General features: G+C 35.2%; 13 protein-coding genes. 1 reads left to right on the top strand and 12 read right to left on the bottom strand.

The window, feature by feature from the left end; genetic code table 11:
* Positions 1-64: 64 nt before the first annotated feature.
* Positions 65-994: a membrane protein insertase YidC gene (gene yidC / locus DQM45_RS07690; protein WP_039984623.1), complete on the top strand. Its 930-nt coding sequence runs from the start codon at positions 65-67 to the stop codon at positions 992-994.
* A gap of 85 nt (positions 995-1079) precedes the next feature.
* Here yidC and greA read toward each other — a convergent pair whose 3' ends face one another.
* The 12 genes from greA to covR form a co-directional block, all read right to left on the bottom strand.
* Complete coding sequence (gene greA, locus DQM45_RS07695) at positions 1080-1562, bottom strand: transcription elongation factor GreA (protein WP_003083977.1); 483 nt, start codon at positions 1560-1562, stop codon at positions 1080-1082.
* A 71-nt stretch (positions 1563-1633) separates the two neighbouring features.
* Positions 1634-3226: an endolytic transglycosylase MltG gene (gene mltG, locus DQM45_RS07700; protein WP_003085688.1), complete on the bottom strand. Its 1593-nt coding sequence runs from the start codon at positions 3224-3226 to the stop codon at positions 1634-1636.
* Between the two features lie 109 nt (positions 3227-3335).
* A complete protein-coding gene (locus DQM45_RS07705) occupies positions 3336-3818 on the bottom strand; it encodes a GNAT family N-acetyltransferase (RefSeq protein ID WP_172601675.1) in 483 nt (160 codons plus the stop codon).
* A 42-nt stretch (positions 3819-3860) separates the two neighbouring features.
* A complete protein-coding gene (gene murC / locus DQM45_RS07710) occupies positions 3861-5195 on the bottom strand; it encodes a UDP-N-acetylmuramate--L-alanine ligase (RefSeq protein WP_003084111.1) in 1335 nt (444 codons plus the stop codon).
* A 40-nt stretch (positions 5196-5235) separates the two neighbouring features.
* On the bottom strand, positions 5236-5850 hold the full coding sequence (locus DQM45_RS07715) for a hypothetical protein (RefSeq protein WP_003082644.1): 615 nt from the start codon (positions 5848-5850) through the stop codon (positions 5236-5238).
* Between the two features lie 261 nt (positions 5851-6111).
* The gene (locus tag DQM45_RS07720) at positions 6112-9204 is read right to left on the bottom strand and encodes a DEAD/DEAH box helicase (RefSeq protein WP_003084613.1); all 3093 of its coding nucleotides are present in this window, start codon (positions 9202-9204) and stop codon (positions 6112-6114) included.
* 218 nt (positions 9205-9422) lie between these two features.
* Positions 9423-10733: a ribosome biogenesis GTPase Der gene (der, locus tag DQM45_RS07725; RefSeq protein ID WP_003085171.1), complete on the bottom strand. Its 1311-nt coding sequence runs from the start codon at positions 10731-10733 to the stop codon at positions 9423-9425.
* 62 nt (positions 10734-10795) lie between these two features.
* The gene (dnaI, locus tag DQM45_RS07730; RefSeq protein ID WP_003082582.1) at positions 10796-11698 is read right to left on the bottom strand and encodes a primosomal protein DnaI; all 903 of its coding nucleotides are present in this window, start codon (positions 11696-11698) and stop codon (positions 10796-10798) included.
* Entirely contained in the window at positions 11699-12886 is a 1188-nt protein-coding gene (locus DQM45_RS07735) for a replication initiation and membrane attachment family protein (protein WP_003083617.1), read from the bottom strand.
* Positions 12873-13367: a transcriptional regulator NrdR gene (gene nrdR / locus DQM45_RS07740; RefSeq protein WP_003084743.1), complete on the bottom strand. Its 495-nt coding sequence runs from the start codon at positions 13365-13367 to the stop codon at positions 12873-12875. The genes DQM45_RS07735 and nrdR overlap by 14 nt, the downstream gene beginning before the upstream one ends.
* Before the next feature lie 214 nt (positions 13368-13581).
* On the bottom strand, positions 13582-15063 hold the full coding sequence (locus DQM45_RS07745; RefSeq protein WP_039984627.1) for a HAMP domain-containing sensor histidine kinase: 1482 nt from the start codon (positions 15061-15063) through the stop codon (positions 13582-13584).
* 9 nt (positions 15064-15072) lie between these two features.
* Positions 15073-15759 (bottom strand): two-component system response regulator CovR/CsrR, encoded by a 687-nt coding sequence (covR, locus tag DQM45_RS07750; protein WP_003082738.1) that lies wholly within the window; start codon positions 15757-15759, stop codon positions 15073-15075.
* Positions 15760-15974 lie beyond the last annotated feature (215 nt).

Here is a 15974-nt window from a genome sequence, read left to right on the forward strand (position 1 = left end):
TTGTTAAATTTCCCAAAAAAAAGTAAAATAGATAAGTATATTAAAAATTTAAAGGAAAAATACATTGAAACTTAAATTAAATCGCATATTATTTTCTACTATGGCACTATCGGTCCTCTTTACTTTAACAGGTTGTGTCGGTAGAGATAAACAAGGTAATCCTACAGGTATTATCTGGGATATCCTTGGAAAACCAATGTCTCACTTTATTGAGTATTTTGCTAATCATATGGGCTTGGGGTTCGGACTTGCTATTATTATAGTCACCATTATCGTTCGAACTATTATTTTACCCTTAGGACTTTACCAAGCAAAGAAGGCTAGCTATCAGTCTGAGAAAATGGCTTACTTAAAACCTGTTTTTGATCCAATCAATCAACGCGTTAAAAATGCTACTACTCAAGAAGAAAAATTTGCCGCACAGTCTGAATTAATGGCTGCACAAAAAGAAAATGGGATTAATATGCTTGGGGGCATGGGATGCCTACCGTTACTTATTCAAATGCCTTTCTTCTCTGCCATGTACTTCGCAGCCTTACACACTAAAGGTATTTCAACTAGTCACTTTTTAGGCATTGACCTTGGAAGCAAGAGTCTTATCCTAACTGCTATTATCGCAGTTCTATACTTCTTCCAATCTTGGCTGTCTATGCAAGCCGTTGCTGAAGAACAACGTGCACAAATGAAGACCATGATGTACACCATGCCAATCATGATGATTTTTATGACTATGACTTTACCCGCCGGTGTTGGTCTTTATTGGTTAGTCGGTGGATTCTTTAGTATTATTCAACAGTTAATAACCACTTACTTTATTAAACCAAAACTCCGTCAACAAATTGAAGAAGAATTCAAAAATAATCCACCTAAAGTTGGAAAAGTAAGTAATGTTCGTAAAGACGTTACACCTGCTAAGGATAAAGCTAACAAGAATATTCCTAAAAGTACGTCTTCACCAAAAAACCGCAATGCAGGTAAACAAAAAAGACGTTAATAATATGACATAAACTAAAGCCATCACTCAATAAAGTGATGGCTTTTTACTAAAATAAAAAAGCGCTGCATCAACAGCCACCTTCTTATTTGGTTTTTTCAACGCTCACGATTTCAACTTCATAAGTCGTCGCAGGCGATACAATTTGAGCTTTATCACCTTTCTTTTTGCCTATCAAAGCTTGAGCAATTGGACTTTCATTTGAGATTTTACCAGAAAAAATATCTGCACCTGCGGAACCGACAATATGATAGGTATCTTTATCGTTTGTTCCAACTTCTTGGACAACTACTGTTTTACCGATAGCAACTTCATCTTTTGCAACCGCATCGCTGTCAATAATTTCAGCAAAGCGAATTTTAGTTTCTAAAGTTGAAATTTGTCCTTCAACAAAAGCCTGTTCATCTTTTGCTGCATCGTATTCTGAGTTCTCTGATAGGTCTCCATAGGATCTTGCAATTTTAATGCGTTCAACAACTTCTGGACGACGAACTAATTTTAACTCTTCTAATTCTTTTTCAAGTTGTTCTTTTTCAATTTCAGTCATTGGATAAGTTTTTTCAGCCATTTCGTTTCTCTTTTCTTTTTTTAGGATTTCGCAAAATACAAACATGATGCTTAAAGCATCATGTTTGTATTTTACTGAATTTGCTTGTTAACATATTTTTCAACATTTGCTGAATGTTGTTCATAGGTTTTTGCGTAGAAGACTTCACCTGTTTTAACATTGGCAACAAAGTATAAATAATCAGTATTAGCAGGTTTAACCGTTGCGTCAATTGCAGAAAGTCCTGGACTATCTACAGGGCCTGGCATGAGGCCAGTATTGGTATAAACATTATAAGGGGATTTAATCGTTGTGTCAATGCCCGCATCTTCAGCAAGAGTTGTTTTATCTCCCAACTTGTTCATGGCATAAAGAATAGCAATATTAGATTGCAAAGCCATACCATTTTGTAAGCGATTATAGAAGACACTTGCTATATCACGACGATCTTCATCCGTTGAGCCTTCTTTTTCAACTAATGAAGCAAGCGTTAGAACTTCATTTACCGTTTTACCGCTTGACTCTATTCCACTATAATAAGGAGCCATTGTGGCATCGGTCGTTGCTAACATCTCTTCAATTAATGCTTTTATATCTGTTTCCTTATAATAATCATAAGTGGCTGGGAATAAATAGCCTTCTAATTGATACACTGCATCAGCTTTTTTAGGAAGGTTAGATAAAAGCCTTGGGTACTTTTTAACCATTGCTTTGATAAAATTGTCATCTTGGATAGTATCTAAAAACTCTTGTGACTTAAAGGGTGTTTTGTCTTTTCTTGATTTGGTATTGACATTATTAGTTATTGCTTTACTTATCTGCTTGATGGTATAACCTTCTGGGATAAGTACCTTACCCAAAGCTGGTTTAGTTGGTTTATCTGTCCCACCTTTTTGCAATGATTTAGCAATCTCATCTAAAGACATACTCTTTTGGAGGTTGTAGTAACCGCTTTGAAAATTTGAGAAGTTTTTAAATTTAGTATAAAAATTGAAAACTGTTCCACTTTTAATTAGACCTTTTTCTTCCAAGACTTGCCCAATTAGCTTATTCCCTGAACCAGCTGGAATTTCAACTTGGACATACTTAGTATCATTTTTATCAATTGGGTTAATAGCGTTATAGATAAAAATAGAACCTATCAAGGCTACTAAAGCGATAATCAAAATAATTGATGAAATGACAACTAATGATATCTTTTTGGCAACACGATCTCTATGTTGGCGCTTATTAGTGCTTCTTCTCACAGAACCTCCTTTTTTAGAAGACTCTACCATTATATCTGACCCTATTCCAATCTCTGGTTGGTCAAGGATAGTAATAGGCGTAAAGGGAATGGTTTCAGAAACATCATTTCTTTGGCTATGAAATACTTTTTCAGAGTCCTTATAAAGACTTTCCGATGTCCATTTTGGGCTTAAAGATTCATGGCTCTCAGTTTCTGACGGAGCTGACGATCTTGCTATTTCATCTTGGTAATCTTTGTAGAGTGCAACCGTTTTTTGCCTTGCTTCAGCGACTTCTCTCTCTTTTTGTTTTATCTCTTCTGCTTTCAAGTCTTGATGAAGAAGTTCTTCTTCTTTTTCTTTGCGAATTTGATTGGCTTTTTCTAACTCAGCTAAAATATGCTCTTTAAAGCTCTTTTCTTTCTGAGACTGTTGCCCATGATCTTTAATATCGGTCAAAGCAAGTCCTCCTAAACGTAATCAATCGCAATTATAACCCAAAAAGCTGATAAAAGCAATTATTTCCCATAATTGTTACTCATTTTTAACACTTTTTGTTTTTTTAAAATCAGACATTCCAAACCATTTGATACCAAATAGCCCCGCCATGCTTTGAAGCTGATAAACCAGTATTTTTGAAGCCATTCATCTCATAGTAAGAAATCAAGTAATCATGACAAGTTAAGACAATTCCCTCACGCTTTTGCGCTACAACCAAATCTTTAAGAGCAGCAATCAAAGCTGTCCCCACACCTTGTTTTTGGTACTTAGGTGCCACAGAGAGGCTTGTAACAGCAATATAACCACCTGTTTTAGGATTTTTTTGACTACCGTGAAATAGATGATCTTCTAACTGAGCTTTTGCAACAACCGGTCCTTCAATATAGCCAGCAATTTGATGATCAAGCAGGGCTACTAAAAAAGTATCGGGGTTCACTTGCGTTCTAGCTATAATCACCTCTGGAGATGCTGCTTCCTCAGGTGAAAAATTGGCACTTTCTATTGCATGAATAAATGGCCAGTCTTTTTCTGTAACATGTCTAATTAGCATTGTGTCCCTTTCTAGCAGAAAACCTGCCATAGGCAGGATTTTCTATTGATTATTATGAGTTAGATTTGCTAAGAGCTCTTCAAAAGAACGTTCGTAAAGTTGAATATCACCAGCTCCCATAAAAACATAAACAGCATTATCATGGTTCAACAACGGTGACACGTTTTCCACGGTTACGACTTCTGCCGGTTTGACAATTCTAGCCGCTAAATCTTCAACTTTAACTTCACCTTTATCAATTTCACGGGCTGAGCCATAAATCTGAGCTAGATAAACACTATCAGCTTCATTTAGAGCTTGAGCAAAATCATCTAGCAAAGCAATTGTCCGCGTAAAGGTATGAGGTTGGAAGATGGCTACAATTTCTTTACTTGGGTACTTTTGTCGAGCTGCATCAATAGTTGCAACAATTTCAGTTGGATGATGGGCAAAGTCATCAATAATAATGGTATCGTTAATCACTTTTTCCGTAAAACGACGTTTAACACCAGAAAAAGTCACCATATGTTTTGCCACGAGGTCCATATCAACTCCAGCAATATAAAGGTTTGCAATAACTGCGGTCGCATTCAAGATATTATGCCGACCATAGGCTGGAACATGAAACTGACCGATTACCTGATTATCATGTTTTACTTTAAAGTCAGAACCATTCGTTGTACGGATAATGTCAAATGCTATAAAGTCATTTTTTTCTTCAAATCCATAATAATATATAGGCGCAGAAGATGTGATTTTTTTCAATTCCTCATCTTCACCATACACAAATAGAGCTTTTTGAACATGTTTCGCATAATCATTAAAGGCTGAGAACACATCTTCTATCCCAGTAAAATAATCCGGGTGATCAAAATCAATATTAGTGATGATTGAATATTCAGGATAATATGGCATAAAATGACGCTCATATTCATCTGATTCAAAAACAAAGTATTGCGCATTTGCAGAGCCGCGACCAGTCCCATCACCAATTAAATAAGAAGTATTTGTAATATTCTTTAAAACATGAGCAAGGAGACCAGTTGTCGACGTTTTCCCATGAGCTCCAGCGACACCAAAACTAATAAACTGTTTCATAAATTCACCCAAGAACTCATGGTAACGTTTAAAAGGAATATTTTGGGCAATCGCATAAGCTAGTTCTTCATTGTTATCTTCACGGAAAGCATTACCAGCGATAATTTCCATTCCCTCTGAAATATTATCTTTACTAAATGGTTTGATTTCAATTCCAGCTTTCTCTAGACCACGTTGAGTAAAATAGTATTTTTCTACATCACTTCCTTGAACCTCATGTCCCATTTGATGTAACATGAGAGCTAAGGCACTCATACCCGATCCCTTGATACCAATAAAATAATAGCTTTTTGACGACATTGTAACTCCTTTAAATTTTTTAAACGCACAAATAATTGCCTTAATGAAACTCATCAAATCTAGTTAAATTTAGTTCTTGAGCAATTGTTCTTTCTTTTTGAAGGCGATTTTCCTTATTGTTATAAATCTGACTTCGCTTTAAGAAGTCATAGTTATTTTTCTTACCAGTCTTTAAGTTACTTTGATGAGGTTCCTTATACTGCTTCGGTATTTCTGCCAAAATGTAAGTATCTTGCTCTAATTTCTCGGTCAAATGACTCCACTTCGTATTTGGCCGTCTGGTCACGCTCTTGGTCTGAACCTTAGGCTTATCATTTGAAGACCTATGATAATTTGACTTGCTGGCGTTACTGTAAGACATTTCCTTAGCCAAATAAGCTTGACGCTTTTCCTTAAGGTCTTTTCGGGCACGTTTACGAGCTTCTTCTGCATAATGACGCCCTTCGTCAATAGTTTGAGAACGATTTGAGGGTGTCGTTTCTGGTTTTGAAGGGTTTGCAAAATTAAAATCGCGCGTAACATCGTCATAATCTTTATCTTGATAATAACCACGAATATTTGTAATCAAATCTTCATTTTCATACAAATGCATGTGATGACTTTCTTCGATGATTGGTTCCCCATCAGCAACCAATGGAAATTGACGTTTCATCATTGACATTCCCTTCCTTCTTGTAACTCTCCCTATTATAAACTAATTACAACCATTTTTCAAAAGATTCCTCTAATAGTAGGCGGAAAAAGGAAGAATTTATGGTATTTTTCTCTTTTTTTAATGTTTTCAAAAAAGAGACCTGAAAAGCTTAAAGTTTTCAGGCACCTCCTTTTGAATTTAAAATATTATCGGCTAATCTTCTCTAAGGCTGAAATAAAAAAGGCCAATCTATCATCTGCAACTATGATCTTGAAACGATTATTATCGATTCAAACCGAGAATCTCTTTTATCTCATCAACAGTCATGCTAGCTCTACTTTCGTTACCATCAAGAACAGTTGTTACTAAATTTTTTTTACTTTCTTGTAAAGCTAGGATTTTTTCTTCAATTGTTCCACGTGTAATAAGACGATAAACTTCTACATTATCTTCTTGACCAATTCGATGAGCTCTGCTAATAGCTTGCATCTCTACTGCTGGATTCCACCATAAATCAATGAGGACAACCGTATCTGCACCGGTTAAATTAAGACCTACACCTCCAGCTTTAAGAGAAATCAAAAAGACATCTTTAGAGCCATTATTAAAAGCACGCGTCATTTCTTGTCTTTCATCAGCAGGAGTTGAGCCAGTGATTTTATACGAGTTTAAATCAAGAGAAGAAAGTTCTTGCTCTACAATATCTAACATGCCACGAAATTGAGAGAAAATCAGAGCTCGATGCCCATTCTCTTTGATTTGTAAAAGAAGTGTTCTAAGACTCTCTAATTTGCCACTCTCTCCCTGATACTCCATAAAGAGACTGGGGGTATCACAAATTTGACGCAAGCGTGTAATTCCAGATAGGATTTCAATTTTTTGTCTATTAATATCGGAATCAGAAGCATTTCGGATACGTTCTTGCATTTGACGTAATTGAGCTAGATAAATAGCTTTCTGATTATCAGACATTTCATTTGAGTAGGTTATTTCAATCAAATCGGGTAATTCAGGTAAGACATCTTCTTTTTTACGCCTTAAAACAAAGGGTTGAATATGACGTGAAACTTCTTGTGCTTCCATTTTAAGAAAGGTTTTTTTAGAAGGCAATAAACCTGGGAGAACAATTTGGAAAATAGACCATATTTCCAACAGTTTATTTTCAATTGGAGTTCCAGAAAGAGCAAAACAATTAGTCACATTAAAAGTTCGTAACTTTTGAGCAATCTTGGTTTGAGCATTTTTAATCACTTGTGCTTCATCTAAAATTAAGTAATCATAATGTGTATCTTGGTAGAGCTCAAAATCTTGTCTAAAGGAGGAATAAGAAGTAATAGTAACTTGGTGTTCCTCTAAAATGGCCTGATCTCTTTTTGTTTTCAAACCGTAAGAAACAACCACATCAATATGAGAGGCAAATTTTTGGAATTCATCTTGCCAATTATACAAAAGGCTAGACGGTGAGAGAATTAAAACTTTAGTATTCTCGGCTAATTTTGTGCTTAAAAAAGCAATAGTCTGTAGAGTTTTCCCCAGTCCCATATCATCAGCTAGAATACCACCAAAACCATATTTGTCTAACATGGATAACCATTTAATACCCAATAACTGATAATCTCGCACAACGGCATCTATCTCTAGTCCAGGGAGATGATACCTTTCTGGATCATTTAAATCTGCTACTAACTCTTCTAATTCTTGTGAAAAATGCACATTATCCATTTCAGAAAAAGCCTGAGATAGTTGTAAAGCTGATATTCCTTCTACTTGAAGGTGCCCATCTGCTACTTGCTTAGCTCTTAATTCTTGTAAAGACTGACTAATTTTTTGGGTTTCCTCATCAAAAATCACTAGCTTCCCTTGGTCACTAATAAAATAAGAATCGTTATTAAAAAGTGCCTTAAGGGCATCATCAATATCTTCTTCAAAAACTTGAGAAAAATCAAAAGAGATATCTAATAGACCACCATTTCTTGTAATGTTAACTTGTGGTCTCTCGGAAAATTTTAAAGCTTGGACTTCATCTGATAAAATCACCTTACCTAATTTCTGAAAATAAGGCAGTGCTTCTGAAAAAAAACTATAAAGATCCTGTGGATTACGGATAGTTTTTTGAGAATGGAATTGCCCTTCAAAGCCATAGTGATTTAAAGCACGATATAGCTTTTCTTCTTTTTTGTAATTACTAGCAAAGGGCAGTTGATCACATTCTTGCTTACTGGTCACTTGGAAGTTCCCAAAATCAAAGGTAAGATGAGAAACAATCCTATTGTCACCTGACAAATCAAAATTAAAGACAGCTTTGAAATCCCTAATCTGAAAACTTTTTGGTGCCTTTACCTGACCAATTTCTTGAAAATCTAACAGGCTGGCAGCTAACTTAGCTTGGTCATCTAAATCAAAGTGAATATGTTTAGCTAAATCTGATTGTATTGGTAGACTGCGAATAGCTCCGACGATTTTCCGCTGTTTTAAACTTAAGTGATAAAATGTGTCGTGATATAAAATATACTCATTATCAAATAAAAACTGCATATCTTTCTCATTAATCTGGAGAGAAATAAATTTACGATGAACTTCAACAATAAATTGAAATAAACCCGCAGATGCATCTAAAGGTTTGACATACATGTGATTATAAATCTGCTGTGGGCCTTCGAAAGTAAAGTCATATAAATCAGTCATTAAGTATAAACCTTCTTCAAAAAGGCCACTTGGCAAAAAGAGATGCCGTGCATGATTAGGAAAGATTTGAGCATTTTCACTCTTATCCCAACTTGGTGCTAAGCGCCATAAAAACTGAATTAACTCTTGACTAGCTTGATCAAATTGTATGAGTGATAAAGGCTCATAGTAATTTTTCCCAATCTGATAAAAACCTTCTCGTTGAATCAATCCTAAAAATCCTTTAATATCACGAATCACATAGGACCTGTCATCGGGCAGACGATTAATTTTTAGTGACCACCAGTAATCCGATGAAAAAGGGCTAGGGCTAGCTGAAGCAGAAAGCCTAAATCTAAGACTATCGTCCTCATTCATTTTTAAATTATCTAAAAAAAGACTACCAAAGGAGGTCATTTTCTGTCTTTTTTCCTTAGACTCCGTTTGATGATGCCATTTTTCAGAAAGAACTTTCCCTTGCTCACTATTTTTCAAAAAATACTCTAAGGCAGCCAAGTGCTGACAATATTTTTTGGATTGAAAAAAAGGACATGTACAAAAAACCGATGAGTCATCAATACCATAAGTAACTTTTTCCCCATCTACAGTAGCCTCTATCAAGCTATCTTCTTCATGATTAATACTTACCAGTCCTTGATCATAAAGGTCAATTCCTTGATTACGAACCCGACCCGGAATTAGTCTTACCATAATTTTCCCACCTTTTTGATTATCCCTTTATTATACCAAATTCCCAGATATATTACTTGCATTTTTCTTGATTCTTAATTCTTTAGAAAATAGCAGAGCAAAAAAGATTAGGCACTAAGCCTAACCCACATTTAGAATTATAAACTCACTTATAACAGGAACTGATAACACAGTCTCCCATCTAAAAAATTACTGACTAGAGCGAGAAAAAACTGACTTTACTTACGCTTACGCGCAATCAGATGAATCGGTGTTCCCTCAAAAGTAAAAGCCGCACGGATTTGATTTTCTAAGAAACGTAGATAAGAAAAGTGCATCAACTCTTCCTCATTAACAAAAATGACAAAAGTTGGAGGTTTTACCGAAACCTGTGTCGCATAGAAGATTTTAAGGCGCTTCCCTTTATCTGTCGGCGTTGGATTAATTGCAATAGCATCCATAATAACATCATTAAGAACCGCTGAAGGAATACGACGACTTTGTGAATCACTGATACGCTTAATTAATTCTGGTAATTTATTTAAGCGTTGCTTAGTCAAGGCAGAGACAAAAATAATTGGAGCATAGCTTAAAAATTGGAATTGATCACGAATATCCTCTTCCCATTTGGAAACAGTATGGTTATCCTTTGCAATGGTATCCCATTTATTAACGACAATAATCATCCCCTTACCAGCTTCATGAGCAAAGCCAGCAATTCGCTTATCATACTCTCGAATGCCTTCCTCAGCATTGATAACCATTAAAACAACATCTGAACGATCAATAGCACGCATCGCACGCATAACAGAATATTTTTCTGTATTTTCATAGATTTTACCCGATTTACGCATACCTGCAGTATCTATCATTGTAAATTCTTGACCATCACTATCTGTAAAGCTAGTATCAATAGCATCTCTAGTTGTACCTGCTACTGGACTTGCAATAACACGATCTTCCCCCAAAATAGCATTGATTAAACTCGATTTTCCTACGTTAGGGCGTCCAATCAAACTAAATCGAATGATATTTTCATTATCTTCAACTTCTTCGACGGGTAAATTCTCTACAATGGCATCTAAGACATCTCCAGTACCAATACCATGAACAGATGAGAGCGGATAAGGATCCCCCAAGCCAAGTGAATAGAAATCATAAATATCATTACGCATTTCTGGATTATCCACTTTATTAATAGCTAAGATAACTGGTTTATGAGTGCGATAGAGCATTTTAGCAACATACTCATCAGCATCAGTAACACCTTCTTTACCAGAGACTACAAATACAATAACATCCGCTTCATCCATTGCAATTTGAGCTTGATGTTTAATTTGTTCCATAAAAGGAGCATTGACATCGTCAATCCCACCAGTATCAATCAATGAAAATTTGCGGTTCAACCATTCTCCGGTTGTATAGATACGATCACGTGTTACGCCTTCAACATCTTCAACGATGGAAATACGTTCCCCTGCAATTCGGTTAAATAATGTGGACTTGCCAACATTCGGGCGTCCAACAATGGCAACTGTAGGTAAAGCCATGATTCTCCTTTATACTTATAATGTTTCCATTATCAATTTCTCTTTAATTAGTTTTTTAACAATTAACGGCGATTAGCGCCTTCAAGATGGAATTCTTGCGCCAAGTAGCGAACCCTTTCCATTACACGCTTAGCCTGCCAAGTTTCATCATTTCCCTTAATCTTCGCCCATTTCTGCTCTAAATCAGTCAGGCTATAATTAGAAGTGAAAAAAGTTGGCAACTCCTCTAACATACGATATTGCAAGATTACTTGCAACACTTCATCACGTATCCAAGAGGTGGCTTGTTCTGCCCCTATATCATCTAAAATCAGTACTGGAACACTTTTTATAGCATCAATTTCATCTTTTACAGAACCTGATGAAATGGCATTTTTAACATCAATGGTAAAAGTCGGAAAATGAAGCAAAGTTGTTGAGACGCCCTTACGTTCTGATAATTCTCTAGCCATAGCTGCCATAAAATAAGATTTTCCAATGCCCATATCACCATATAGGTATAAACCTTTTTGACTAGCATTAGGATATTGCTCAACAAAATCAAGAATCTTAGATAGAGCCTGCATACGACTAGCATTGTTGACGTCAATATCTGTCATGTTAATATTACGGTAAGATTTAGGTAAATTGACCAAATTAATACGATCTGAAATGGCAGCTTTTTTCTTAGCTTCAACCAATTCTTTTGTTTCTTGATAAGAAACATCTGCATAACCTTCGTTCATAACCAATATTGGCGCGTAGCCTTTGGCAACATATGAAAGATCACCTGTTTGGTACTTTTGACGCTCAAGTAAAAATTGATTAAATTTGGATAAACTTAGAGTGATTTCATCTTGATTAAGACCTTGAGAAGTAATAAAAGCTGCAACTTCTGGATCTTCTAAAATCCTTTGAATTAATTGGTCAGAATCTACACGATTAAGCTTTCCTAATTTTTCCATAGTATTTCCAATTTTTTCCATCTACTCACCACCTTTTTTCAATTTTTCTAAGCGTTTTAAGGCCTCTGCTTTGAATTTATCAAGTTGCTCTTGCTCTTCAGCACTTGTCGTTTCTTGATAATCTGGATTACTCCATTGAGGAACATTTGTTTTAGAACTTTTTGTTTTGGCAGTAGTTGGTTTGCCTTTACGATCTTCAAATGCACGCATCTTTATGATAGCCTCTTCAGCATTTGCCACTCCTTGGTACGAAAAATCGTTGGCGACTTTCAACAAATAATTTTTCTGAAGATTAGCGGAATTAGTTTTATTAAAAGTATATAAAACCATGATATTAATAACTTCATCCAAAAAATCCATTTGAGCTAATCTTATAAGAAGATTTTTTTCATCCTCAGTCACCGTTGCTCTTTTAACTTTTTTTATTTTTTCTAAAAATAACTGAGCTTTATCTTTCTTTGCTTCACGAATAATAACGAGTTCTGCCTGAGTAAACTCTTCTGATTTTGACGGTTGGGTTAGCATTTGTTTTTTCTGAGCAATCATCCGATTTGGTGCGATTTTCCCATTCACAGCTGTTGCTTTGGCTAGCTGATAGGTATCAAACCACGTCATTTTATATTCTTCGGCGATACTATAAAGTCTTACAACATCTTCATTTTCATTAGCAAACTGCAGTCCATCACGAGACATCAATTGTTGAAAACTATCTAAATCAAAAGATATCTTCTTTTTCTTAGATTTCAGAGTTACATCAAGATCTGCCGGTGCTTTTCCAAAAACATCTGAAAATTTTTTTGAAATATCTCTAGCTTGATTTGGAATGGTAACTTCCAAATCAGCTAGAGCTAACTCTCCAATTTTCTGTTCTAGTAAGCGTTTATAAATTGGATTAACCAAAAAATCTTCTAACTCTAAAGCTGGTTGTAATTTAATAAGATAGTGGTTGACCTCTTGGTACAAAACTACTAAGTCAAGTGCTGTGAGGACAACCAAAGCTTCTTCTAAACGTGACATTCCAAATTGCAAATGATTGAGAATTTCGCTATATTTATGTTCACGTTTCCCATCATCAAAAAAATGTGTTAGATACTGATAAACCACTAAAGCATCACTACCAATAATGGGATAATAAAGCTGAATTAAACTGTTGGCATTATAAGAAACCTTATTCCGTTTCAGATAATAGTAAGTATCAATAGGTTTCATCTGTTACATTACTCTTTTTCTTCCCACGAACACGGGATGTGATTTGTTGCAGCAGCGCTTCAATCTCATCAACATCTTTAAAGCTTTTATAGACACTGGCAAAACGAACGTAAGTAATTTCATCTAGTTCAGCTAATTCTTCCATCACCAAATTACCAATAGAGGTACTTGACACTTCGTTCTCATAATCAGCTCTAACTTTTTGTTCAATTCTAGAAATCAAATTTTCGATATCAGTACTTGAAACTGGGCGTTTTTGAGCACTTTGAACCACACCATTTAGGATTTTATCGCGAGAAAATTGCTCTCTTGTCCCGTCTTTTTTAATGACTAAAAGTGGGAGTTCTTCTAAGCGCTCAAAAGTAGTAAAACGTGTATGACATTTTTCACACTCTCTTCGACGTCTAATCGTATTACCGTCTTCAGCTTGTCGGCTATCGATAACACTGGATTTATTATAATTACACTTTGGACAACGCACGCAAACACCCCAATTCTATCAAATTAATCTAGTACTCTATTTTATCATAAATTATAAGATAACAAAAGTATCTATCCCACTATATATAGGCCTTTTAAATTAGAGAAATCATAAAACGAGCTATCTTAACGATAACCCGCTTATGACAATTTTTATTTTTCACAATTAACTCATTAATTTCTGAAAAATTGTTTTAAGAAGAGAATTCCTTGATTTAGTCTGCTAGTGGTATATAAATGATAAAGGTTGAGCCTTTATTCAGTTCACTCTTAACTTCCATCTTCAAATCGTAACCTTCTACAATTTGTTCTAGAATTGATAAGCCGATACCTAAACCAGCTTGAGTACTGGTCCGATTTCTAGATTTATCGCTACGATAAAAACGTTCAAAAATATGTTTAATATCTTCATTAGAGATTCCTTCACCTCGGTCAGAAACTTTTACAATAGCTTGTTTACCATCTGTCTCTAACTCAAGAGAAATCTTCTTTTCGATTCGAGAATACTTAATGGCATTATCAATCAGAATCATTAGAGCCTGTTCGAAATGATTTTTATAGATACAAGCAAGGGTCTCTTTTGTTCTTGGTTCCCAATTAAAAACAAAATCTTCTCTCAGGACACGAAAATTCCCAATAACGGTTTCAATTGAAGCCTCTAAAACCGTTGTATCGTTTTGATGACCCTCAAAACTTCCTTGAACTCGTATCATATCTAACATATCATTAATCATAATTGCCATACGATCCGCTTCATGCGCCGTTGCTGAAAGACTCTCCTCTAAAATCTCTTCGTCTTCCTTGCCCCAACGTTGCAACAGTCCAATATGGCCTTTAATAATAGCAACGGGAGTACGAAGCTCGTGGCTTACATCACTGATAAACCGAGACTGTAGCTTAGTATAACTTTCAACTTTATCTAACATGGTATCAAAGATTCCTGATAATTCTTCAATTTCATCTCCAGACCTAATCCGCGATCTTAGATTTAGATTATTTGGATTTTCAGAAATATTTCGCATAACATCATGAAGATTGTTTAAAGGTTCAAGGAATTTCCGAGTTGAAATATAAATAATGACATACGCCAGACTAGTGCCAAATAATTCTACAAAAATCAACCATAAGAGCAAGCGAGCCCTAATAACATAATAGTCTTCTAAATCTTGATAAATTTGAACGTAACCGACTAGTTTGCCACTGCGGTTCGAGTAAACCTTCTTGATGAGAGAGAAGCCTCGATACTCGCCTTCAACTTCATCTTTAAAAACTTTGTTCAGTGGACCAACTAAGTCATAGGAAAATTCAGATTCATCAGTCGTGAAAATCATTTTTTTATCTGTATTATAGATGTAAATTTCTTGTTTGGTATCTAAAATATTTGTCAAGTCACGACGACTTCGAATCAGTTCAAGGCCTTTTTCAGATGCAATCTTTAGATTTGCTTTATGATTTGTATAGAGTACATTTGCTAAATTATCAAATGAAAAATTAGAGTTCACCTTGGACAGACGAACTCTAACTAAATCACTGGTATGAGTGATTGCTTGGGTTTCTTTTTTTACTAAAAAATAATCAGTAGAATAGTAAGCAATCATTGTAAATGCAGAAAAAATACAGAAAAACAAAACAAAGAATAAGCTAGACAAGCGTTTAGGTAATGATCTTTTATATTTTCTTACTTTCCGATTTTTCATAAGCTATAACTATTTTTCGCGGATAACATAACCCATGCCACGAACAGTCTGGATATAAGATTCACGACCAGGCATGTCAATTTTACCACGAAGATAACGAATGTAAACATCCACAACATTTGTTTCAACAGCTTCATCATATTTCCAAACATTAGAAAGCAACTCTTCTCGAGTCATAACACGGTTCATATTTGTCATAAGAATATTCAAGAGATCATACTCACGTTTTGTTAGTGAAATTTCATCATCACCACGGTTCACGGATCTATTTTGAGGGTTCAAAACAAGATCGCGATAAACACCTTGATTAGGTGCTTTCTTTTCAGTTTCAATATCTTGACGACGGAAAATTGCCCGAATACGTGCTAACAACTCTTCAATAGCGAATGGTTTGACAATATAATCATCTGCACCGCGATCGAGACCTGCCACAACGTCCATAATAGAATCACGCGCAGTCATCATCATGATATAGGTAGTTTTCTCTGTTTGAAGACGACGAGTAACCTCAAAACCGTCCATTTCTGGAAGCATTAAATCTAGTAAAATTAAATCAAAATCTTTTTCTAATGCTGTTTCTAGGCCTTCACGCCCGTTTACTTCTACTGTCACCTCGTAACCTTCATGTTGAAGTTCAAGTGAGACAAACCGTGCGAGATTTTTTTCATCTTCGACAATTAGAATTTTCTTTGTCATATATTTTTCCTTTTCCCTTCTATCTTCTAAACAAGCTTTAATAGTCGGTTTTCCTTTTTTAATTGAGAGTTTTGTAATCCACTAGATTCTATATAGTATTTCAGAATTTTAAAGAGTTACAAGAAACCCTCTTTTTGACTAATCAGATACTGTATAGAGTATATCAAAGTCAGCTTTATTTAGCAACAAAAAATTACAATTTCCTTAAATAGTCA

Origin of the sequence: Streptococcus porcinus (assembly GCF_900475415.1) — a bacterium.
GTDB lineage: Bacteria > Bacillota > Bacilli > Lactobacillales > Streptococcaceae > Streptococcus > Streptococcus porcinus.

Bases quoted from the DNA above. Each gene is read 5' to 3' on its own strand.
- dnaI (WP_003082582.1), bottom strand. From the start codon at position 11,698: ATGGAAAAAATTGGAAATACTATGGAAAAATTAGGAAAGCTTAATCGT.
- DQM45_RS07720 (WP_003084613.1), bottom strand. From the start codon at position 9,204: ATGGTAAGACTAATTCCGGGTCGGGTTCGTAATCAAGGAATTGACCTT.
- greA (WP_003083977.1), bottom strand. From the start codon at position 1,562: ATGGCTGAAAAAACTTATCCAATGACTGAAATTGAAAAAGAACAACTT.
- der (WP_003085171.1), bottom strand. From the start codon at position 10,733: ATGGCTTTACCTACAGTTGCCATTGTTGGACGCCCGAATGTTGGCAAG.
- DQM45_RS07745 (WP_039984627.1), bottom strand. From the start codon at position 15,063: ATGAAAAATCGGAAAGTAAGAAAATATAAAAGATCATTACCTAAACGC.
- DQM45_RS07715 (WP_003082644.1), bottom strand. From the start codon at position 5,850: ATGATGAAACGTCAATTTCCATTGGTTGCTGATGGGGAACCAATCATC.
- murC (WP_003084111.1), bottom strand. From the start codon at position 5,195: ATGTCGTCAAAAAGCTATTATTTTATTGGTATCAAGGGATCGGGTATG.
- covR (WP_003082738.1), bottom strand. From the start codon at position 15,759: ATGACAAAGAAAATTCTAATTGTCGAAGATGAAAAAAATCTCGCACGG.
- DQM45_RS07705 (WP_172601675.1), bottom strand. From the start codon at position 3,818: ATGCTAATTAGACATGTTACAGAAAAAGACTGGCCATTTATTCATGCA.
- DQM45_RS07735 (WP_003083617.1), bottom strand. From the start codon at position 12,886: ATGAAACCTATTGATACTTACTATTATCTGAAACGGAATAAGGTTTCT.